Source organism: Vibrio sp. Vb1574 (assembly GCF_033338675.1).
The window spans coordinates 1-21,346 of the sequence record NZ_JAWOTC010000043.1 but is presented as its reverse complement, the minus strand read 5'-3'; the positions used below and the strand labels follow the sequence as shown (position 1 = coordinate 21,346).

Below are 21,346 nucleotides of genomic sequence, written 5' to 3'. Positions count from 1 at the left end.
CACAGAATCAAATGTTACTTTTTTGTAACAATCAATTTTCTATCTATTTGAAATTATTAAACTATTTTAGCTTATTAAATGGTAAATCGCATATTCACGTGATGATCCACTAATAACTTGACCTTTTTTACAATAAGCTATAGCTTGTGAAGTTGATGAAAATAAAACACTCAAAAAATGTTAAATATTTCACAACTTTTACTGAATAATTATACATAAAGCTATAAAGATGACGCATAGTTAGTCATCGATATCAACGTAAGCAGTGTTGATATATCTGTCGGGATGACGGATAAGCAAAGGGAGAATTGCAATGGCTCTTTATGATCCAAGTCTTGAGAAAGACAACTGTGGATTTGGCTTGATCGCGCATATGGAAGGCGAACAAAGCCACAAGCTGGTACGTACAGCAATTTCTGCACTTGACCGCATGACTCACCGTGGTGGTATCGCCGCCGATGGTAAAACTGGTGATGGTTGTGGTCTTCTATTACAAAAGCCCGATTCCTATTTACGTCTTATTGCCGAAGAAAATGGTTTCAACCTTGGCAAGCAATACGCCGTAGGGATGATTTTCTTCAACCAAGATCCAGTCAAAGCTCAACTCGCTAAAGACATCGTCAACAAAGAACTGGCTCAAGAGACGCTAACTGTGGCTGGTTGGCGTGAAGTACCAACTAATTCAGAAGTACTCGGTCCAATTGCGGCCAACTCGCTTCCAAATATTCAGCAAGTCTTTATCTCTGCACCGGCAGGTTGGCGCGAGCGTGACATTGAACGTCGTCTCTACATCGCACGCCGTCGCATCGAGAAACAAATCACCGAAGATCCGGATTTCTACATCTGTAGCTTGTCGACTCAAGTTTTGGTGTACAAAGGCCTATGCATGCCTGCGGACTTACCGCGCTTTTATCTTGATCTTGCCGATCTACGTATGGAATCTGCTATCTGTCTGTTCCACCAGCGTTTTTCTACCAACACTCAACCGCGTTGGCCATTAGCTCAACCGTTCCGCTACCTTGCTCATAATGGTGAGATCAATACCATTGAAGGTAACCGACAATGGGCACGCGCTCGTGCTTATAAGTTCTCGTCACCACTGCTGCCTGACCTACAAACTGCAGCACCGTTTGTGAACGAGACAGGCTCAGACTCGTCTAGCTTAGATAATATGCTAGATCTCTTTTTAGCTGGCGGTATGGATATCTTCCGTGCCATGCGTATGCTCGTACCGCCAGCATGGCAAAACCACCCGGATATGGATCCGGATTTGCGTGCGTTTTACGATTTCAACTCCAAACACATGGAACCATGGGATGGCCCAGCAGGTATCGTACTGTCCGATGGTCGTTATGCTGCTTGTAACCTAGACCGAAACGGTCTACGTCCTGCGCGTTATGTAATTACCAAAGACAAGCTGATCACTCTGGCATCTGAGGTAGGGATTTGGAATTACGCCCCAGATGAAGTTGCCAAAAAAGGTCGTGTAGGTCCGGGGGAATTGCTCGTCATCGACACTCGTAAAGGTAAGCTTTGGCAGTCTAGCGAGATCGATAATGACCTGAAATCTCGTCACCCTTATCGCGAATGGATGGAGAACAACGTTCGCAAACTAACACCGTTCTCTAAGCTGCCTGAAGATCAAGTAGGTGAGCGCAGCTTTGATGAAGACTTGCTTAAGACTTATCAAAAGCAGTTTGCCATGAGCAATGAAGAAGTCGATCAAGTATTGCGTGTCCTCGGTGATATGGGGCAAGAAGCCGTCGGTTCGATGGGTGATGACACCCCGATGGCGGTTCTTTCTTCGAAAGAGCGCTTGGTGACTGATTACTTCCGTCAGAAGTTCGCGCAGGTCACCAACCCACCAATCGATCCGCTGCGTGAGAAACACGTCATGTCGCTAGCGACCAGCATCGGCCAGGAGATGAACGTCTTCTGTGAAACCGATGGCCACGCGCATCGTGTAACCTTTGATTCTCCAGTACTGCTCTATTCAGACATGCAGCAACTACTAGAGCTGAGTGACGATCATTACCGTAATACCATTCTCGATATCAACTACGACCCACAACAAAAAGATCTTAAACAAGCCATTAATGATCTGTGTGAGCAAGCAGAGCAAGTCGTTCGTGAAGGCACGGTTTTAGTGGTGCTTTCGGACAGAGCCTTGGTCAAAGGTAAGTTGCCAATTCCGGCAGCAATGGCAGTCGGCGCCGTTCAAACTCGTCTGATTGACGCGAACTTACGTTGCGATGCCAACATTGTTGTCGAAACCGCAACAGCCCGTGATCCACACCAATTTGCCGTCTTGCTTGGTTTTGGTGCCACTGCGGTTTACCCATACCTTGCTTATGAAGCGTTAGGTAAACTGATTGATGATAAAGCGCTAGAGAAAGACTACCGCGATGTGATGCAAAACTACCAATACGGCATCAACAAAGGCCTGTACAAGATCATGTCGAAAATGGGGATCTCAACCATCGCCTCTTACCGCTGCTCACAACTATTTGAAGCAGTTGGCTTGAGCCAAAATGTGGTCGATCTGTGTTTTAAAGGCGTCACAACTCGAATTGAAGGCGCGAATTTTGAAGACTTCCAGCAAGATCTTACAAACTTATCTCGTAAAGCATGGGCGAAACGCAAATCGATTGATCATGGCGGCTTGTTAAAGTACGTCCATGGAGGTGAGTATCATGCTTACAACCCGGATGTTGTCGGCACGCTGCAACAGGCCGTTAAATCTGGCGAAAGTAACGACTATCAGAGCTTTGCTAAGCAGGTAAATCAACGCCCTGTAGCCATGCTGCGTGACTTAATGTCGCTGAGAAAATCAGACTCACCGCTGCCACTTGAGCAAATAGAACCACGCACTGAACTGTTCAAACGCTTTGACTCTGCGGCAATGTCCATTGGCGCACTTAGCCCAGAAGCGCATGAAGCACTTGCAACGGCGATGAACCGTCTTGGTGGTTACTCTAACTCGGGTGAAGGCGGTGAAGATCCTCGCCGTTTCGGTACTGAGCGTAACTCACGTATCAAACAGATTGCTTCTGGCCGATTTGGTGTAACGCCGCATTACCTGACTAATGCGGATGTACTGCAAATCAAGGTGGCACAAGGTGCGAAACCGGGTGAAGGTGGACAGCTACCAGGACACAAAGTCACCGCTGAAATCGCAAAACTGCGTTATTCGGTACAAGGTGTGACTCTGATCTCCCCTCCTCCGCACCACGATATCTATTCGATTGAAGATTTGGCCCAGCTGATCTTCGACCTAAAACAAGTCAACCCGAATGCGCTGGTTTCGGTAAAACTCGTCTCCGAGCCAGGTGTCGGCACCATCGCAACGGGTGTAGCCAAGGCTTACGCTGATCTTATTACCATTTCGGGTTACGACGGTGGTACTGCAGCAAGCCCATTAACTTCGGTAAAATACGCTGGTAGCCCTTGGGAGTTGGGGTTGGCAGAGACACAACAAGCTCTGGTTGCTAATGGTCTGCGTCATAAGATCCGCTTACAGGTAGACGGTGGTCTAAAGACTGGTTTAGACGTAGTTAAAGCCGCAATTTTAGGTGCAGAAAGCTTCGGTTTTGGTACTGCGCCAATGGTCGCTATGGGTTGTAAGTTCCTACGAATTTGTCACCTCAACAACTGTGCAACTGGGGTTGCGACTCAAGACGAGACACTGCGTAAAGAATACTTCAAAGGTCTACCAGAAATGGTGATGAATTACTTCATCGGCTTGGCAGACGAAGTGCGCGGATTACTCGCCGAACTTGGCGTTGAAAAGCTGACGGACTTGATTGGTCGTACCGATTTACTTGAGGCAGTAGAGGGATTTACAGCGAAACAGACCAAGCTGGATCTATCCAATATTCTAGAAGCTCCAGTATCACCTGAGGGTCATCCGCTATTTTGGACAGAGCCAAACAAACCGTTTGATAAAGCTGAGCTCAACCAAAAGATCGTTGATGATGCCATGCATGCGGTCGAAAGCAGTCAATCGGCAAGTTTCTTCTACAATGTCATCAACACTGATCGTTCTGTTGGTGCACGCTTATCTGGCGAAATAGCAAAACGCTATGGCAACCAAGGATTGGCGGCTTCCCCTATCAAAATCTATCTTGACGGCACCGCAGGTCAGTCCTTTGGTGTTTGGAACGCAGGTGGTGTAGAGCTTTACCTCACGGGCGATGCGAACGACTACGTGGGCAAAGGCATGGCGGGTGGTAAAGTGGTTATCAAACCTCACCTTGGTACCGCATTTAAATGCAATGAAGCAACTATCATTGGTAACACCTGCCTGTACGGCGCGACTGGCGGCAAGCTGTTTGCGGCGGGTAAAGCAGGTGAACGTTTCGGCGTACGAAACTCAGGTACGATAGCCGTCATTGAAGGTGCTGGCGATAACGCTTGTGAGTACATGACTGGCGGTATTGTTGCCATTCTTGGTGCGACAGGTGTGAACTTTGGCGCGGGTATGACTGGAGGCTTTGCCTATGTTCTGGATGAGAACCAAAGCTTTGAAGGTCGAGTTAATACTGAGTCTGTCGAAGCCATCTCATTGTCCGATCTTTACATCCACCAAGAACATTTGCGTGGCCTAATTGCGGAACACCTTGAAGAAACAGGGTCGAGTCATGCAGAAAATATTTTGGCGAACTTTGATGAATGGATTCCAAAGTTCTATTTGGTGAAACCACAAGCGGCAGATCTTCGCACGCTACTTGGTCACCAGAGCCGCAGTGCCGCAGAGCTGCGTGTTCAAGCACAGTAATCATGGAGGATGTTTGAATCATGAGCCAGAACGTTTATCAATTTATCGATGTGCAGCGTGTAGATCCTGCGAAAAAGCCTATAAAAGTTCGTAAGATCGAGTTCGTTGAAATCTATGAACCGTTCACTAAACAACAGGCGACTGCACAAGCGGATCGCTGCTTAGATTGTGGCAACCCATATTGTGAATGGAAATGCCCAGTCCACAACTACATCCCTCAATGGTTAAAACTTGCCAATGAAGGTCGTATTCTTGAAGCGGTTGAACTATCGCATCAAACCAATAGCCTACCGGAAGTATGTGGGCGCGTTTGCCCTCAAGACCGCCTATGTGAAGGTTCATGCACGCTTAATGATGACTTTGGTGCCGTCACCATCGGTAACATAGAAAAGTACATTACCGACAAAGCGTTTGAAATGGGCTGGAAGCCAGATATGTCCAAGGTGGAGTGGACCGATAAAAAGGTTGCAATCATTGGAGCTGGCCCAGCTGGCTTGGCTGCCGCAGATATCCTAGTGCGCAATGGCGTTAAGCCAGTCGTGTTTGACCGCTACCCTGAAATTGGAGGCCTTCTGACCTTCGGTATTCCTTCCTTCAAGCTTGAAAAAGGCGTGATGGAAAACCGCCGCCGTGTGTTCACTGAAATGGGCGTCGAGTTCCGCATGAACATGGAAGTAGGCAAAGATGTCCAAATGCAAGAGCTGCTTGATGAATACGATGCTGTTTTCTTGGGCGTTGGCACCTATAAATACATGCGTGCAGGTCTAGATAATGAAGATGCGCCGGGTGTGTATGACGCGCTGCCATTTTTAGTTTCGAACACCTACAAAGTCATGGGTCTTGAGAGTAACCAACCCTTTATCGATATGGCAGGAAAGAAAGTCGTCGTACTGGGTGGTGGTGATACCGCAATGGACTGCGTTCGTACCTCAATTCGCCAAGGTGCCTCCAACGTAGTTTGTGCTTATCGTCGTGATGAGGCCAACATGCCAGGCTCTCGTCGCGAGGTAAAAAACGCAAAGGAAGAAGGCGTGAAGTTCATGTTCAACCTTCAGCCTTTGGGAGTGGAAGTGGATGCGTCAGGCAAAGTCTCGGGGGTCAAAGTGGTGAAAACCGCACTTGGTGAACCTGATGAAGCGGGTCGCCGACGTCCAGAGCCCGTTGAAGGCAGCGAGCACGTTCTACCAGCAGACGTTGTTATCATGGCGTTTGGTTTCCAGCCGCACAAAATGGACTGGTTAGCACCGTTTGATGTCGATTTGGATCAATGGGGTCGTATCAAAGCCCCAGCGAAGCAAGAGTTCCAGTTCCAGACCAGCAACGAAAAGATCTTCGCGGGTGGCGATGCGGTACGAGGTTCTGATCTTGTCGTAACCGCAATTGATGAAGGACGAAAAGCGGCAGAAGGCATTCTCGATTACCTCGAAGTTTAATCTCAGCTAACCTCACAAAAAGGGTCCTGTTATTGGATCCTTTTTCTTTTGTATCCATATAATTAGAAACAAAATTATAAGAGTAAATATAATGAAAAAAGCCGCTCTCCTTTCCATTACTTTGCTCGGCTTAACCGCTTGTAGCCAAGGAGTCACAACCATGACGGATCGTTCTCAATCACCTTGTGGTGACAAACCAAACTGCGTCTCCACCCAAGACACGCGAGAAAAATACAACCTAACGCCATTTATCTTAGTTGATTCAGCAAACATCGACGCTATTGAGCAAGTTGCGCTTGAACTGCCAGGCGCGAAAACCGCGGTGAAAGAAAGCAACTACCTTCGTATCGAGTGCACATCTAAAATCATGCGCTTCGTGGATGACCTCGAACTAAAAATAGCAGGAGACCAACTGATTGTGCGCTCGGAATCTCGTGTGGGCTACTCTGACTTTGGCGTAAACAGAAAGCGCGCCGATCAATTACGAGAAAAGCTCACTCAAGCTAAGCTCATCAAATAGAAAACTGCCAACGGGGAGTGCTATACTCTCGGCCAACTAAAATATTTACTTAAAGAGAGTGTTATGAAAGTTGGTATCATCGGTGCGATGGAACAAGAAGTGACCATCCTGAAGCAAGCAATTACAAACTGCAAAACTGTAAATAAAGCGGGTTGTACGTTTTTCTCTGGTCAAATTAACGATGTCGAAGTCGTCGTACTACAATCGGGCATCGGTAAAGTTGCAGCGGCAGTGGGCACGACAATCCTTCTTGATGAATACCAACCAGACGTTGTGATTAACACAGGCTCTGCTGGCGGTTTCGATTCAAGCTTAAACCTTGGCGATGTAGTTATCTCTACAGAAGTTCGTCATCACGATGCAGACGTAACCGCTTTTGGTTATGAAATTGGCCAAATGGCCGGTCAACCAGCTGCATTCAAAGCGGATGACAAGCTAATGGACTTAGCCGAAAAAGCCCTAGCACAAATGGAAAACACTCATGCGGTTCGCGGCCTAATTTGTACTGGCGATGCGTTTGTTTGTACTGCTGAGCGTCAAGAGTTTATTCGTAAACACTTCCCGTCAGTTATCGCTGTAGAAATGGAAGCATCTGCTATCGCTCAAACTTGTCACCAATTCAACACGCCGTTTGTTGTTGTGCGTGCAATCTCTGATGTCGCTGATAAAGAATCACCAATGAGCTTTGATGAGTTCCTACCTCTAGCAGCAAAAAGCTCTTCCGAAATGGTATTCAAAATGCTGGAACTCATTAAATAAACGACTCATTCATGGAAGAAGTTTTTCAGTCATTTTATGCCAACGGTGCGCTCCTTATAATGTGGGGCGCACTGATCTTGCACCTTCTAGTGCCAATCCCCAATTCAGCGCACCCCATCACTTTATGGCGAAAGCTAGCAGAACAGCTAGCTAACAAAGTGAACAATAATCACAATTACTCACAGAGTGTAATCTCAGGCAGTCTTGCACTAGGCTTGATGCTGTTTCCTTGCTTGATATTACTGATTGCAGTAAAGCCGTTTGTTTGGCAAATCCCTTTATATGAACTGGTTCTATTGATCCTTGCGCTAGACTGGCGCAACAGCGAAACGTTAACGAAACAGCTCGTAACTAGTATGTCTTCGGAAGACAAAGCTCAGTGTCGAGCATTACTGAGACCATATCTTAATCGCGATACTGGTAGCCTCTCGATCGTTGGCATAGGTAAAGCTGGCTCAGAAACCCTGATTATGGGATACAGCCGCAACGTGATCGGCGTACTATTTTGGTACGCACTAACAGGTGGTATTGGTGCGCTAATGTATCGACTCACAACAGAATTAGCGCGAGTGTGGTCCCCTAGCCGACGCCAATATTTGCCCTTTGGTAAACATGTGATTCAACTGGTTGCTACTCTGGATATTATTCCACTTCGTCTCTTTGCCATACTTTTAGCTGCCGGAAAGAATGCAAGTAATGTGCTCTCTGGAATACAACAGCAAGCGAAGTCTTGGCCCTTACCAGGACCTAGCTGGGTGTTATGTACTATCGGACACAAACTACAACTGTCTTTATGCGGCCCTGCTATCTATCAAGGTGTGCGTGCAGAGCGCGCAAAAATCGGTGGGCGCATTGCGCCATCGGCTATTCACCTTTCACAAATACATACGCTGCTCGTTTGGCGCGTCCTGGCTTGGATCGCAATCCAAAGTTTGCTTTTAGGAATAATTTATCAAGGATTATGATGAATAAATTATGCTTCGCATTAACGCTGTTTGTTTCGACAGCGACCTTCGCTCAACCCGCTCAACGCATTATAAGTTTAGCTCCACATGCCACCGAAATTGCCTTTGCAGCAGGGCTAGGAGACCAGCTTGTTGCTGTCAGCGAAATGAGCGATTATCCAGAACAGGCAAAGCAGCTAGAAAGAGTCTCAAATTATCAAGGAATTAAATTAGAGCGCATTATTGCTCTTCAGCCGGACTTAGTGATTGCTTGGCCAGCCGGAAACCCCGCTAAAGAGTTGGAGAAAATTAAACAGTTCGGTATTCCTATCTATTACTCCACTACAGGTTCATTAGAAGATATCGCCAATAATATTGAGCAACTCAGCCAATACAGCGAAACTCCACAAGTAGGAAAAAAGGCCGCTGAAGATTTTAGAACGCAGCTGAGTACACTAAAAGAACAGTACAACACGAACGAGAAAGTTAGTTACTTTTATCAGTTGAGTGAAAAGCCTATCATCACTGTCGCCGGAAAGAACTGGCCAAGTGAAGTCTTTACTTTTTGCGGTGGTGAGAACATTTTCGCCGCATCTAGCGCGCCTTATCCTCAAGTTAGCATCGAGCAAGTCATTACTCGCCAGCCAGAGGTTATTTTTACTTCTCGTCACGCAATGAGTAACGATGGTATGTGGACTGAGTGGAGTAATGAGCTTCTTGCTCTTAAAAACAAACACATCTGGTCCCTAAACTCTGATTGGATTAACCGTCCCACACCACGCACATTGAACGCGATCAAAGAAGTGTGTGAGCACTTTAAAAGCGTTCGTCAAAAACGCTAACGATTTCGTGGCAAATACCGTACAATTTCCGCCCATTTTTTCTCACACTATTTAAAGGTACTAAGTAACATGGACTCCATGCTGCTTTATATGATCGATTTGTTCGGTACCGCTGTTTTCGCCATCTCTGGCGTATTACTGGCGGGCCGTTTAAAAATGGATCCATTCGGCGTTATCGTGCTCGGCAGTGTGACTGCTATAGGTGGCGGAACAATCCGAGACATGGCGCTTGGTGCCACTCCCGTATTTTGGATAACAGATACGACTTACTTATGGGTGATATTTGTTACGTGTCTACTAACCATGCTTGTTATTCGAAGACCCAAGCGACTCTCATGGTGGGTATTACCCGTTTGTGATGCCATCGGTCTCGCTGTGTTTGTGGGAATAGGAGTAGAAAAGGCACTCGCCTACAATGCATCCGGGATGGTCGCGGTGATAATGGGGGTTATTACTGGCTGTGGCGGTGGCATTATACGAGACGTGCTGGCTCGCGAAGTTCCTATGGTATTAAGAAGTGAAGTCTATGCTACGGCATGTATTATTGGCGGCATCTTCCATACGATGGCGGTAAACATGGGATATGACCACTCAACGGCTTTGCTCGCTGGTGTAATCTCAACGCTCATTATACGTCTCGGTGCGATTCGTTGGCATCTATCCCTGCCAACTTTCGCCATTAACCGTTAAACACCAACAACATCACTCACCATGGAGTCGACCAAGTGTCGGCTCCTCTCATTTATGCTCATTTGATTCGCCAATTCTTGGGCAATTCGCTAAATTATCTCAACCATTCCTAACTTTCATTAATCATTATGTTGCTTGAAGGTATTGAAACGTTACTTGTCCTCAGTAAAGAAAAAACCATGAGCCGCACGGGCAGTCAACTCTATATTAGTCAATCTGCCGTGAGTAAACGTATTTCAAATCTAGAGAAGAAGTTAGGAAAAAAATTAATAGAGCCAAATGGTCGGCACATAAAGCTGACCTCCGATGGCCTTGCGCTCATCAACACGATCGAGCCAACGTTCAATGAGTTAAGAGGTCAGATCTATGATCAACAACAAATAGAAGATACTTCTTTGATCAAGATAGACTGCTCTGAAACCTTAGTCGCTGGATACCTCAGCATGATCATGGCAGAACACTTTGCCCATGATCAGTACATACGAATATCGACCAATCATACGCCACGCATTATTGAGAATGTGAAATCAGGCAAAGCTACATTGGGATTTTGCGCTGGCTATCTACCACCTCATCATGGATTAATGAGCCTTCACCTCGCCGATGAACCTTTCTCAATTGTCAGTCGACATTCACTTTCACAACTACCTAAAGCTATTTTGACCAATGACCTAACTAACCCTGCCAACACATATCAACAAGCTATTTTATCCAAACACGGAATCGAACCTTTGATGGAAATGGATTCGTATACTGCGGCAGCACAACTGGCTTTGGGAGGTATGGCTCCCGCTTTAATCCCTAAATCTATCCTAACGACACTTAATATCACACCTAAGTTCTGCTATGACTTTGAAGAGCTAGATCAGTTAGTTCGGCCAATACATATCTGCTTACGTCACAGCACATATCGTAGCGAGCGAGTTAAAGCACTGACAGAATCCATTGCTGATGTTGTTGCCAAAGAAGTTTCGTTGCCATAAGCATCGACATCACTATAACTAGAGGACGAATCCATTTTTGCCCTTTACTTACCACGACCTTCGCCCCTAACTGAGCACCAAGAAAACCGCCAACAGCCATAGTTAAGCCAAGCTTCCACACGGGCAACCCAGCTAAGATAAAAAAGAGTAGTGCCGCTATGTTTGACGTGAAATTGAGGATTTTGGTTCTAGCTGTGGCTTCGACCAAAGAAAAGTGACCTAGTGCAACAAAACAAACAGTAAAAATAGATCCAGTCCCAGGGCCAAAAAAGCCATCATAGAAGCCGATCCCGCCACCAATGCATAGCGCAAACATCGCTTCAGATAACTTTGGTTCTCCATCGATTTTTCGCGTACTTGGCGCGAGTAAAAAATAGAGGGAAATGGCTATCAAAAGAACAGGGATCAAACTGGTGAGTACGCTAGCATCAATAAACTGCACAGCCTCGGCACCGATTGCAGCACCTATAAAAGTGCAGAGTATCGCAAAACGCATTTCCTTTAAGCTGACAATACCGTTACGCACGAAATACCAGCTAGCAGAGAAACTGCCAAACGAACTTTGTAACTTATTGGTTGCTAGAGCTTGAGTCGGACTCAACCCCGCAGCCAAAAGCGCAGGGAGCGTAATGAGCCCTCCCCCACCAGCCATCGCATCAATAAAGCCTGCGGCAGTCGCAACCAAAAATAAGACCAACAAAATTTCAACCGTGATTTCCACTACACTTCCTTTTTGAAGAGGTATCAAAGAGGAAGAAACGGTAGCACTTATTCACAAAACTACCAATGGAAAGTCAAGACACCAATCTATTCCTAATTTTCATAGAATTAATGCTTAAACTTGACTCCAAACTTTTATATAAAATTTAGTTGTCAGAAAGAATTGAATCACTGTCACAAATCTATTGCTGATAATGAGATCAAACGCTTACCTTTAAATATAAAACTAGACGAATATGAAAGATCTGTTCAGCATGTAGAGTTTACATTGTCAGCGCTCAAGGCCCGATATCTGAGGAAAATACATGACTAGCAACTACCCTTTATCACGACATCAATCCTCAAAAAATAGTGGTAGTATAAGCACCTACCCACTTTATAAATCAAATCATCAACATCGAAATCAAGAAACCATTATCTTATCTATCGAGAGCTTCGATATCGTTGTCAAGAACAATGTAAAAGATAAAGCGAAATTAGAACGTTGGGAAAAGATAAAGGGAATGTTTGAAAATACAGCAAACTATTATGCTACAGGACAGGACTTAGTTTTTATAACCAACTTATCAAACTATTTGTACGGAAATAATAGCTCTGTTATCGTTAAAAATTATTCTGGAGCTCCACATATCATACTCACAGGCTCCCCTGCTATGCACTCAAAGCTTTCTGGATTAGGAAAATTTCTTCCCACTCCAACTGTGGCAAAGTTCGCTGTTGGACCAGAAGGGGCATTACAATCCATTAGAAGTGGGGGCATAATAACAATTATCTTAATATCCACATACAGAGTGATTGACTTTTTCCTCAATGACCGTCAAACCTTAGCCAAACTATTTGGTACTTTAGCTAGTGATATAATCACTATCGGGTTATCGTCAGCTGCAGCAGCTATATTTGTAAACTTTGCCGCAGCAGTGGGTGGCAGTGTTGTAACTTTAAGTGCTGGCCCATTATTAGGGGCTATTTTGATAAGCTCGGCTGTAGGTCTTTTATTGAATAGAGAAAATGATAAACGAGGTTTAACACAGAAGTTAATAGCCTCTATAGATATTTACTTAAAGCAAAGAGATATAGAAGCAAAGAGAAGAGCAAAAGAAGAATATAATGAGATTCAACGTAAAACTCAAAGTATGATTTTCTCGCAAGAAATACAGCGAGGTTTGTTACGATGAAAAAAGGGAGTTACGACCGAACGCAAGTGTTTTTTTATTTAATAATTTTATTAGCATCAGCAATATCACTGTTAATATATGGTTTTGATGGATTGTCAGACTTTTATCTTAACATCTATAATAATGAAAGTTATTCATCTTTTGATCAAGCTGATATTTTGATTATAGGCTCTAGTTTGATCTTATTTGAATGCTCTAGAATGTCCGTAAAAACATTAAAATCAAATAATTTCCTAACTAAAAGTGAGTTTAAAAGCTCTAGTAAGATATTCCTAACTATATCGGTAACTAGTTTTTTTCTTCTTTATCCCTCGCTACTAGCAGCAGATGTTTTTGCAAAAAGTAACGGATACTCTCTTGATACTGAAGAATCAACTTATAACTTAGTCCTAGAAAAAAGAACATATCGAAGCACTCCATAGTTAGTATGTCTTTAAGCTCGACACTGCTTATTTTAACTTTTTCTAATTACCTATCTGCTTAAAGAGTTATGGTCGGCTTAATACCTCAGTCCTACAGCATTAATTTTGTTGCAGCAAGTGGTAGTTCTATTGCTTCATCTTTGGGCACATTGCTTGCCATCATTAGCTTAATGATCTTCAAAAGCAAAGCATACCAATCGTTCCTAGCACACTTTAATGCTCTTCATTTTAGAAAAACCTCGATATAAAAAAGCCCGCTCAAATGAGCGGGCAATGAGGTTGTCATGTAAGCCCTGATTAATGAGCTTACTGATTTTTATCTGTTACGCGTCTAGACTCGCTTTCACTTTAGCGTGTAACTCTTGAACCGAAGTTACTGACGCTTTTGCGTCTGCAGTATGAGACATACATGTAGCGAACGCTGCATTCAGTGTCGTTGTGTAGTTCACTTTTTCTGCCAGTGCACCACGGCGTAGAACTTTCGAATCTTCAATCGCTTGACGACCAGCAGCCGTGTTTACGATGTAGGTGTATTCGTTGTTCTTGATGCGGTCAAGAATGTGTGGACGACCTTCGTGTACTTTGTTTACCAAACGTGGGTTAATACCCGCTTCGCCCAGAATTACAGCAGTACCGTGTGTCGCATCCAACTGGTAACCCAGTTTCACTAACTTAGAAGCTAGGTCAACAACACGCTCTTTATCACCTTCACGTACAGACAGTAGCGCACGACCACCTTCAGGATAAACCGCACCACAACCTAGCTCTGCTTTCGCGTAAGCTTCTGCGAACGTTGCACCCACACCCATTACTTCACCTGTTGAGCGCATTTCAGGGCCCAATAGAGGGTCAACACCAGGGAATTTGTTGAACGGCAGAACCACTTCTTTCACTGAGTAGTAAGGAGGGATAATCTCTTTAGTAAAGCCTTGTGACTCTAGAGATTGACCCGCCATTACACGTGCAGCGATTTTCGCTAGAGGAGCGCCTGTCGCTTTCGATACGAATGGTACCGTACGAGCAGCACGAGGGTTCACTTCAATTAGATAAACGTCGTTGTCTTTCACAGCAAACTGCGTGTTCATCAAACCGCGTACACCGAGTTCGAATGCTAACTTCTCAACTTGCTCACGCATCTTGTCTTGAATTTCCTGACTTAGCGTGTATGCAGGCAGTGAACATGCAGAGTCACCAGAGTGAACACCCGCTTGTTCGATGTGCTCCATGATACCACCGATAACGACGCGTTCACCGTCACAGATAGCATCAATATCAACTTCGGTTGCATCATCCAAGAAACGGTCTAGCAGAACTGGAGACTCGTTCGATACGCTTACTGCTTCGTTGAAGTAGCGACGCAGGTCTTGCTCATCGTATACGATTTCCATCGCACGACCACCGAGTACATAAGATGGACGAACAACTAATGGGAAGCCAATTTCTTTCGATTTCTCAACCGCTTGCTCCATCGTTGTTACTGTCGCGTTTTCTGGCTGAAGTAGACCTAAACGGTCAACAGCGGCTTGGAAGCGTTCACGGTCTTCCGCACGGTCGATAGCATCTGGGCTAGTACCAATGATTGGCACACCAGCCGCTTCTAGAGCACGAGCCAGTTTAAGTGGCGTTTGACCACCGTACTGAACAATCACACCTTTTGGTTTTTCAACGCGAGCGATAGACAGTACATCTTCCAGAGTTACTGGTTCGAAGTACAGACGATCAGACGTATCGTAGTCAGTAGATACCGTTTCTGGGTTACAGTTAACCATAATGGTTTCGTAACCGTCTTCACGCAGCGCAAGTGATGCATGAACACAACAGTAATCGAATTCGATACCTTGGCCGATACGGTTTGGACCGCCACCAAGAACCATGATCTTATCTTTGTCTGTTGGGTTTGCTTCACATTCTTCATCGTAAGATGAGTACATGTAAGCCGTGTCAGAAGAAAACTCTGCTGCACATGTATCCACACGTTTGTAAACCGGATGAATATCAAACTGCTCACGAGCACGGCGAATTTCACTTTCAGCGACACCAAGCAATTTAGACAAGCGAGCATCAGAGAAGCCTTTGCGTTTCATCTGACGAAGAACTTCTTTGGTCAAACCTGCGTAGCCGCCCGCCTTGACTTGTTCTTCGAGTTTTACAATTTCTTCGATTTGAACCAGGAACCAGCGGTCGATTTGAGTCAAGTTGAACACACCGTCGACTGACATACCCGCTCGGAATGCATCGGCGATGTACCAGATACGCTCTGCACCTGCTTCTTTAAGTTCGTGACGAATCTTAGTCAGTGCATCTGGCGCTTCCAGATCGACCATCTCATCAAAACCAGTTGCGCCAACTTCTAGGCCACGCAGTGCTTTGTGAAGAGATTCTTGTTGGTTACGACCAATCGCCATTACCTCACCAACTGATTTCATCTGAGTTGTCAGACGATCGTTTGCACCAGCAAATTTCTCGAAGTTAAAGCGAGGGATCTTAGTTACGACGTAGTCGATAGTTGGTTCAAATGACGCAGGTGTTGCACCACCTGTGATGTCGTTTTGTAGTTCGTCTAGCGTAAAGCCAACAGCCAGTTTCGCGGCAATTTTCGCGATTGGGAAGCCTGTTGCTTTTGATGCTAGCGCAGAAGAGCGAGATACACGCGGGTTCATCTCGATGATGACCATACGACCATCTTTCGGGTTGATACCAAACTGTACGTTTGAACCACCTGTTTCAACACCAATCTCACGTAGAACGGCTAGCGATGCATTACGCATAAGCTGGTATTCTTTGTCAGTCAGTGTTTGTGCTGGAGCAACCGTGATTGAGTCACCCGTATGGATGCCCATTGGGTCAAAGTTCTCGATTGAACATACGATGATACAGTTGTCCGCTTTGTCACGAACGACTTCCATTTCGTACTCTTTCCAACCGATTAGCGACTCATCGATAAGAAGTTCGTTGGTCGGAGATAAGTCCAGACCGCGACGACAGATTTCTTCGAACTCTTCTTTGTTGTACGCGATACCACCACCAGTGCCACCCATGGTGAACGATGGACGAATGATACAAGGGAAGCCAACCATATCTAAAACTTTGTAAGCTTCTTCCATGCTCTTCGCTGTATCTGCGCGAGGACACTCAAGGCCGATAGACTTCATCGCTTTATCAAAACGAGAACGGTCTTCCGCTTTGTCGATTGCATCAGCCGTTGCACCAATCATCTCTACGCCAAACTCTGCGAGAACGCCGTGCTTCTCTAAATCTAACGCACAGTTAAGTGCTGTCTGACCACCCATAGTTGGCAGAACTGCATCAGGACGTTCTTTCTCGATGATCTTGCGTACAACTTCCCACTGAATCGGCTCGATGTAAGTCGCATCTGCCATCTCTGGGTCAGTCATAATCGTTGCTGGGTTAGAGTTAACCAGGATAACTCGGTAGCCTTCTTCGCGAAGAGCTTTACACGCTTGTGCGCCAGAGTAGTCAAACTCACATGCCTGACCGATAACAATCGGACCAGCACCAAGAATTAGAATACTTTGAATGTCAGTACGTTTTGGCATTATCTACTACTCCGAATTAAGCGCTGTGTTTTTTGATTAGTTCGATAAAGTGGTCAAATAGCGGTGCCGCGTCATGTGGACCAGGGCTCGCTTCTGGGTGACCTTGGAAGCTAAATGCTGGCTTGTCTGTGCGGTGGATACCTTGCAAAGAGCCATCAAATAGCGATACGTGAGTAGCACGTAAGTTTTCCGGTAATGTTGCTTCATCTGCCGCAAAGCCGTGGTTTTGCGAAGTGATCATCACAACGTTACGCTCTAAATCTTTTACTGGGTGGTTTGCACCGTGGTGACCAAACTTCATTTTCACCGTTTGCGCACCTGATGCTAGCGCCAGAATTTGGTGACCTAGACAAATACCAAAAATTGGCAGGCCTTTTTCTAGGAACACTTTGGTTGCTTCAATCGCGTAAGTACATGGTTCTGGGTCACCAGGGCCGTTTGATAAGAATACGCCATCTGGATTTAGTGCCAGAACTTCTTCCGCTGACGTTTCTGCAGGTACAACCGTTAAGCGGCAGCCACGGTCAACCAACATTCGTAAGATGTTGCGTTTTGCGCCGAAGTCGTAAGCGACAACGTGGTATGGCAGCTCGCTGTCATCTTTCGCCTCTGGAAGTCCACCTTCAAGCGTCCACGAACCTTGCTTCCATTGATACGCTTCTTTTGTTGTAACTTCTTTCGCAAGGTCCATTCCTTTTAAGCCTGGGAATTCTTTTGCTTTCGCTAGTGCCAAAGCTTCGTCTAGGTTGTTGCCCGCAACAATACAGCCGTTTTGAGCACCTTTTTCACGCAGGATACGAGTGAGCTTACGAGTATCGATATCAGCGATGCCAACGATATTTTGAGACTTAAGATAATCAGAGAGGGATTGTTCGTTACGGAAGTTAGAAGCGATTAGAGGAAGATCGCGAATCACAAGGCCTTGTGCATGAATGGAAGAGGATTCTTCATCTTCGGAAGTGGTTCCGGTATTGCCAATGTGAGGATAAGTGAGAGTGACGATTTGCTGAGAATAGGAAGGATCAGTGAGGATTTCTTGATACCCCGTCATCGAGGTATTAAAAACGACTTCACCAACGGAAAGACCATCTGCCCCTATGGACACTCCGCGGAACACTGTCCCATCTTCTAGGACCAACAGTGCTAATTTACCCAAGACAACCTCCAGAATAAAAATGCAAAAAAAATAAATCAAACTGCAAACATGCCTTCCTTTACCTATAAAATCTACATAAATAGGTATTTCAGACAAATTGGCGGTATTCTAAAGTTGGACTCGAAACCTGTCAACCTACAATCAAAAATAAATGATTAATTTCTAGCGAGTAAGGTCATTTTGAATCAGTAAGGCCCAAAAAGATAACTTTTACATGCTATTACATAGAGAGGCATAGAGGTTTAATGAATTTTACAAATTTGAACTTTTTAGAGATCACAAAAAAGTATGAATTTTTCACGCAAACGTTCACTCGACAAAAAAGACATTAGTTTTTAGACATCAAAACCCAAAACACCCACAAAACAACCAAAACAACGACAAAAGTAAGCACCAAAATACTTTCTGTTAGAATCATTTCATTTACAAATAATTCTATAGATATAAAAAAGCCGGCTACCGCCGGCGAATAATTATGTATTTAGAGTTCATTCAATCCCAAAACATCTGTCATGGTATAAAAGCCCGCTGGTTTGGCACTCAACCAAACAGCGGCCTTGACGGCGCCATTAGCAAACGTCATACGATCGGTCGCTTTGTGCGTTATCTCCACTCGTTCCCCGATATCAGCAAACATGGCTGTGTGCTCACCGACAATATCGCCAGCGCGAATTGTAGCAAAGCCGATCTCATCTTTAGTACGTTCACCTGTGATACCTTCTCGCGCATAGACAGCTACATCATTCAGCTTGTTGCCCATCGCACCAGCAATGGCTTCGCCCATCCCGATAGCGGTACCAGAAGGAGCATCAACTTTATGACGATGATGTGCTTCGACAATCTCAACATCACAGTAGTCGCCCATCACTTTGGCTGCTTTCTCAAGAAGCTTAAATACTAGGTTCACACCAACAGAGTAGTTAGGAGCCATGACAACAGGCACTTGCTTAGCGGCTTCGTCAATCAGTTCACGCTCTGCATCACTGAAACCAGTCGTCCCAATCACAATACTCTTTCCATGCTTCTTACACAGTTCAAGATTCGCCAACGTACTTACTGGGGCAGTAAAATCGATGATTACATCAAAATTATCGACGTCTTTAGCAAGATCATCCGTTAAGAACACATCGAATTTGCCTTCACCACAAAGTTCACCGATATCGACACCGACAAGTGAGGACTCAGGTCGTTCTGATCCCGCGCTCACTGTCGCCTCTGGGTTAAGGTGTGAAGCTTTAACCAAATTACGGCCCATTCGGCCTGCTGCTCCTGCGATTGCAATACGAACCATTGCGCTTTCTCTCCTTCTCTGGATAACGAGGTTTGCTCTCGTTCTCTCGTTTCGCTTAATCTGTTTAAACTAACAACATACCGTGGTTACCACAAGCAAGTTCATCAGGCTTAAGCGAACTCTTTTACGACACGCTCCAAGATAGGCACGTTCGCTTCAGGAAAGGCATAGTTACCCAATTCTCTTATCTCAACCCAGCGACCTTCTTGACCTTCTCGGCCGTAAGGCTCATTACTGAACTTAGATACCGTAATAAAATCAAACTTAAGTGATTTGTCTGGATAGTCATATTCCAAATGCTCGAAAAGGGCTTGCTCAGTAACTTCAATTCCTACTTCTTCTTCAAGTTCTCTTGCTAGAGCATGTTCAATACTTTCTCCTGACTCGACTTTCCCGCCGGGAAACTCCCAAAACCCGCCTTTATGCTTGTCGTCTGGACGCTTTGTAATAAAAATTTTTGATTTGTCTTGGTTAAAAATAATAGCCGCGACTATGTGAATTCTTTTCATAGGGGTTCCTAACTCTCAAGCCGTTACACTTCAACGGTCTTTGAATCTCTAAAACTATCCGATGCTATCAAAACTTATGAAATTCGACAGCCACAGAATTTGCTTAAAAAAAGAGCCGCCTAGGCGACTCTTTAAAAAATTATCTGACTAATACGTTAGTCGATTTTGCCGTGGCACTGTTTATACTTCTTACCACTACCACAAGGGCAAGGCTCATTGCGACCTACTTTGCGTTCATCACGTACCATTGGCTGACTTGAACCTTCTTCAGATTCTTCACCTTCAGAAAGAGGGTTTTGTGCTGCTGCGTGTTGCGCTTGAGCACGACGAGCGGCCTCTTCAGCTTGCGCACGACGTTGCTCTTCCATACGTTCAACTTCTTCTTGTTGCTGAACTCGAACGCGAGATAGAACAGTAATCACATCAGTTTTCAGCGCTTCTAGTAGACCTTCAAACAGTTCAAACGATTCACGCTTGTATTCCTGTTTCGGGTTCTTCTGCGCATAGCCGCGTAAGTGAATACCCTGACGCAAGTGATCCATTGCTGCCAAGTGCTCTTTCCAAAGCGTATCCAGAGTTTGAAGCATAACCGATTTCTCGAAGTTACGAAGCACTTGGGCACCCACCACTTCCTCTTTCTCTTTGTACACTTCAACGGCTAGATTGATGATCTTCTCGCGTAGCGCCTCTTCGTAAAGCTTATCGTCTTCTTCAAGCCATTGCTTCACTGGCGCATCAAGATCGAAGTCTGCTTTCAAGCGCTCTTGCAGACCTTCAACGTCCCACATATCTTCTAGTGATTGTGGCGGGATGTACTCATCAATAACCGCGGTTAGCACATCTTCACGGTTTTGCTCGATCATACCGCTGATGTCTTCAACGTTCATCAATTCGTCGCGCAGCTCGTAGACAACCTTACGCTGATCGTTCGCCACATCATCGTATTCTAGTAGCTGCTTACGGATATCAAAGTTACGACCTTCCACTTTGCGCTGTGCTTTTTCAATTGAGCGAGAAAGCATTTTCGATTCAATTGCTTCACCTTCTTCCATACCACTTTGGATAAGGCTCGCCATACGATCAGAAGTGAAAATACGTAACAAAGAGTCTTCCATAGATAGGTAGAAGCGAGATGAACCTGCATCTCCTTGACGACCAGAACGACCACGTAGCTGGTTATCAATACGGCGAGATTCGTGGCGCTCAGTACCAATGATGTGTAGACCACCAGCATCTAGTACTTGCTCATGTACCACTTTCCACTCTGCTTTAATCGCATCGATTTGTTCTTGAGTTGGGTTCTCCAAAGCTTCCACTTTTGATTGCCAACTACCGCCAAGCACAATATCCGTACCACGACCGGCCATGTTGGTCGCGATAGTTACCGCACCAGGCATACCCGCTTCAGCAACAATTTCCGCTTCCTTTTCATGGAATTTCGCATTCAATACGTTGTGTTTGATCTTCGCTTTCTTCAATGCGTTAGAAAGAAGTTCTGATTTTTCAATCGATACTGTACCAACCAATGTTGGCTGACCTTTCGCAACGCGCTCTTTGATATCTTCAAT

Annotated in this window: 16 protein-coding genes; 10 read left to right on the top strand and 6 right to left on the bottom strand. The window is 45.1% G+C overall.

The features are described from left to right. Positions 1-313: 313 nt before the first annotated feature. From gltB to R7O12_RS19760, 8 genes are all read left to right on the top strand, one after another. A complete protein-coding gene (gene gltB / locus R7O12_RS19795) occupies positions 314-4,777 on the top strand; it encodes a glutamate synthase large subunit (RefSeq protein ID WP_318100751.1) in 4,464 nt (1,487 codons plus the stop codon). Between the two features lie 20 nt (positions 4,778-4,797). Then, positions 4,798-6,210 carry an FAD-dependent oxidoreductase gene (locus tag R7O12_RS19790; protein WP_053304346.1) on the top strand — a complete coding sequence of 471 codons (1,413 nt, stop codon included), beginning with the start codon at positions 4,798-4,800 and terminating at the stop codon, positions 6,208-6,210. Between the two features lie 91 nt (positions 6,211-6,301). Beyond that, positions 6,302-6,730 (top strand): DUF1499 domain-containing protein, encoded by a 429-nt coding sequence (locus R7O12_RS19785; protein WP_025768418.1) that lies wholly within the window; start codon positions 6,302-6,304, stop codon positions 6,728-6,730. A gap of 63 nt (positions 6,731-6,793) precedes the next feature. Further along, entirely contained in the window at positions 6,794-7,489 is a 696-nt protein-coding gene (gene mtnN / locus R7O12_RS19780) for a 5'-methylthioadenosine/S-adenosylhomocysteine nucleosidase (protein ID WP_005381837.1), read from the top strand. Between the two features lie 11 nt (positions 7,490-7,500). Next, a complete protein-coding gene (locus tag R7O12_RS19775) occupies positions 7,501-8,454 on the top strand; it encodes a cobalamin biosynthesis family protein (protein WP_318100754.1) in 954 nt (317 codons plus the stop codon). After that, a complete protein-coding gene (gene btuF, locus R7O12_RS19770; protein ID WP_237306520.1) occupies positions 8,454-9,275 on the top strand; it encodes a vitamin B12 ABC transporter substrate-binding protein BtuF in 822 nt (273 codons plus the stop codon). The genes R7O12_RS19775 and btuF overlap by 1 nt, the downstream gene beginning before the upstream one ends. Before the next feature lie 69 nt (positions 9,276-9,344). Then, positions 9,345-9,965 carry a TRIC cation channel family protein gene (locus R7O12_RS19765; protein WP_005387377.1) on the top strand — a complete coding sequence of 207 codons (621 nt, stop codon included), beginning with the start codon at positions 9,345-9,347 and terminating at the stop codon, positions 9,963-9,965. Positions 9,966-10,093: 128 nt separating this feature from the next. Continuing rightward, the gene (locus R7O12_RS19760) at positions 10,094-10,948 is read left to right on the top strand and encodes a LysR family transcriptional regulator (protein WP_005387379.1); all 855 of its coding nucleotides are present in this window, start codon (positions 10,094-10,096) and stop codon (positions 10,946-10,948) included. Here the strand turns inward: R7O12_RS19760 and R7O12_RS19755 are convergent. Beyond that, positions 10,890-11,669: a TSUP family transporter gene (locus tag R7O12_RS19755; protein ID WP_138938959.1), complete on the bottom strand. Its 780-nt coding sequence runs from the start codon at positions 11,667-11,669 to the stop codon at positions 10,890-10,892. The genes R7O12_RS19760 and R7O12_RS19755 overlap by 59 nt on opposite strands. Positions 11,670-11,973: 304 nt before the next feature. On the opposite strand from R7O12_RS19755, the gene R7O12_RS19750 reads away from it, so the two are divergent. Together R7O12_RS19750 and R7O12_RS19745 are read left to right on the top strand one after the other, a co-directional pair. Then, positions 11,974-12,843, top strand: coding sequence for a hypothetical protein (locus tag R7O12_RS19750; RefSeq protein ID WP_017633622.1), 870 nt, complete (start codon positions 11,974-11,976; stop codon positions 12,841-12,843). Beyond that, positions 12,840-13,265: a hypothetical protein gene (locus tag R7O12_RS19745; protein ID WP_017633621.1), complete on the top strand. Its 426-nt coding sequence runs from the start codon at positions 12,840-12,842 to the stop codon at positions 13,263-13,265. Before R7O12_RS19750 ends, R7O12_RS19745 begins: the two co-directional genes overlap by 4 nt. 323 nt (positions 13,266-13,588) lie before the next feature. Here the strand turns inward: R7O12_RS19745 and carB are convergent, their stop codons facing one another. From carB to R7O12_RS19720, 5 genes are all read right to left on the bottom strand, one after another. Next, positions 13,589-16,822 carry a carbamoyl-phosphate synthase large subunit gene (gene carB / locus R7O12_RS19740; RefSeq protein ID WP_005381854.1) on the bottom strand — a complete coding sequence of 1,078 codons (3,234 nt, stop codon included), beginning with the start codon at positions 16,820-16,822 and terminating at the stop codon, positions 13,589-13,591. A 16-nt stretch (positions 16,823-16,838) separates the two neighbouring features. After that, the gene (carA, locus tag R7O12_RS19735) at positions 16,839-17,978 is read right to left on the bottom strand and encodes a glutamine-hydrolyzing carbamoyl-phosphate synthase small subunit (protein ID WP_017821483.1); all 1,140 of its coding nucleotides are present in this window, start codon (positions 17,976-17,978) and stop codon (positions 16,839-16,841) included. Positions 17,979-18,459: 481 nt separating this feature from the next. Beyond that, the gene (dapB, locus tag R7O12_RS19730) at positions 18,460-19,269 is read right to left on the bottom strand and encodes a 4-hydroxy-tetrahydrodipicolinate reductase (protein WP_005381860.1); all 810 of its coding nucleotides are present in this window, start codon (positions 19,267-19,269) and stop codon (positions 18,460-18,462) included. Positions 19,270-19,379: 110 nt separating this feature from the next. Further along, entirely contained in the window at positions 19,380-19,778 is a 399-nt protein-coding gene (mutT, locus tag R7O12_RS19725) for an 8-oxo-dGTP diphosphatase MutT (protein WP_005387387.1), read from the bottom strand. Positions 19,779-19,933: 155 nt separating this feature from the next. Next, a partial coding sequence (locus tag R7O12_RS19720) for an SEC-C metal-binding domain-containing protein (RefSeq protein WP_318126295.1) occupies positions 19,934-21,346 on the bottom strand: 1,413 nt, incomplete at its 5' end.

What these genes read in the sequence shown, in the direction of transcription:
- btuF (WP_237306520.1), top strand. Translation starts at nt 8,454, where the DNA reads ATGAATAAATTATGCTTCGCATTAACGCTGTTTGTTTCGACAGCGACC.
- R7O12_RS19745 (WP_017633621.1), top strand. Translation starts at nt 12,840, where the DNA reads ATGAAAAAAGGGAGTTACGACCGAACGCAAGTGTTTTTTTATTTAATA.
- R7O12_RS19760 (WP_005387379.1), top strand. Translation starts at nt 10,094, where the DNA reads ATGTTGCTTGAAGGTATTGAAACGTTACTTGTCCTCAGTAAAGAAAAA.
- R7O12_RS19775 (WP_318100754.1), top strand. Translation starts at nt 7,501, where the DNA reads ATGGAAGAAGTTTTTCAGTCATTTTATGCCAACGGTGCGCTCCTTATA.
- R7O12_RS19785 (WP_025768418.1), top strand. Translation starts at nt 6,302, where the DNA reads ATGAAAAAAGCCGCTCTCCTTTCCATTACTTTGCTCGGCTTAACCGCT.
- R7O12_RS19750 (WP_017633622.1), top strand. Translation starts at nt 11,974, where the DNA reads ATGACTAGCAACTACCCTTTATCACGACATCAATCCTCAAAAAATAGT.
- mutT (WP_005387387.1), bottom strand. Translation starts at nt 19,778, where the DNA reads ATGAAAAGAATTCACATAGTCGCGGCTATTATTTTTAACCAAGACAAA.
- mtnN (WP_005381837.1), top strand. Translation starts at nt 6,794, where the DNA reads ATGAAAGTTGGTATCATCGGTGCGATGGAACAAGAAGTGACCATCCTG.
- dapB (WP_005381860.1), bottom strand. Translation starts at nt 19,269, where the DNA reads ATGGTTCGTATTGCAATCGCAGGAGCAGCAGGCCGAATGGGCCGTAAT.
- gltB (WP_318100751.1), top strand. Translation starts at nt 314, where the DNA reads ATGGCTCTTTATGATCCAAGTCTTGAGAAAGACAACTGTGGATTTGGC.
- R7O12_RS19790 (WP_053304346.1), top strand. Translation starts at nt 4,798, where the DNA reads ATGAGCCAGAACGTTTATCAATTTATCGATGTGCAGCGTGTAGATCCT.
- R7O12_RS19765 (WP_005387377.1), top strand. Translation starts at nt 9,345, where the DNA reads ATGGACTCCATGCTGCTTTATATGATCGATTTGTTCGGTACCGCTGTT.
- carB (WP_005381854.1), bottom strand. Translation starts at nt 16,822, where the DNA reads ATGCCAAAACGTACTGACATTCAAAGTATTCTAATTCTTGGTGCTGGT.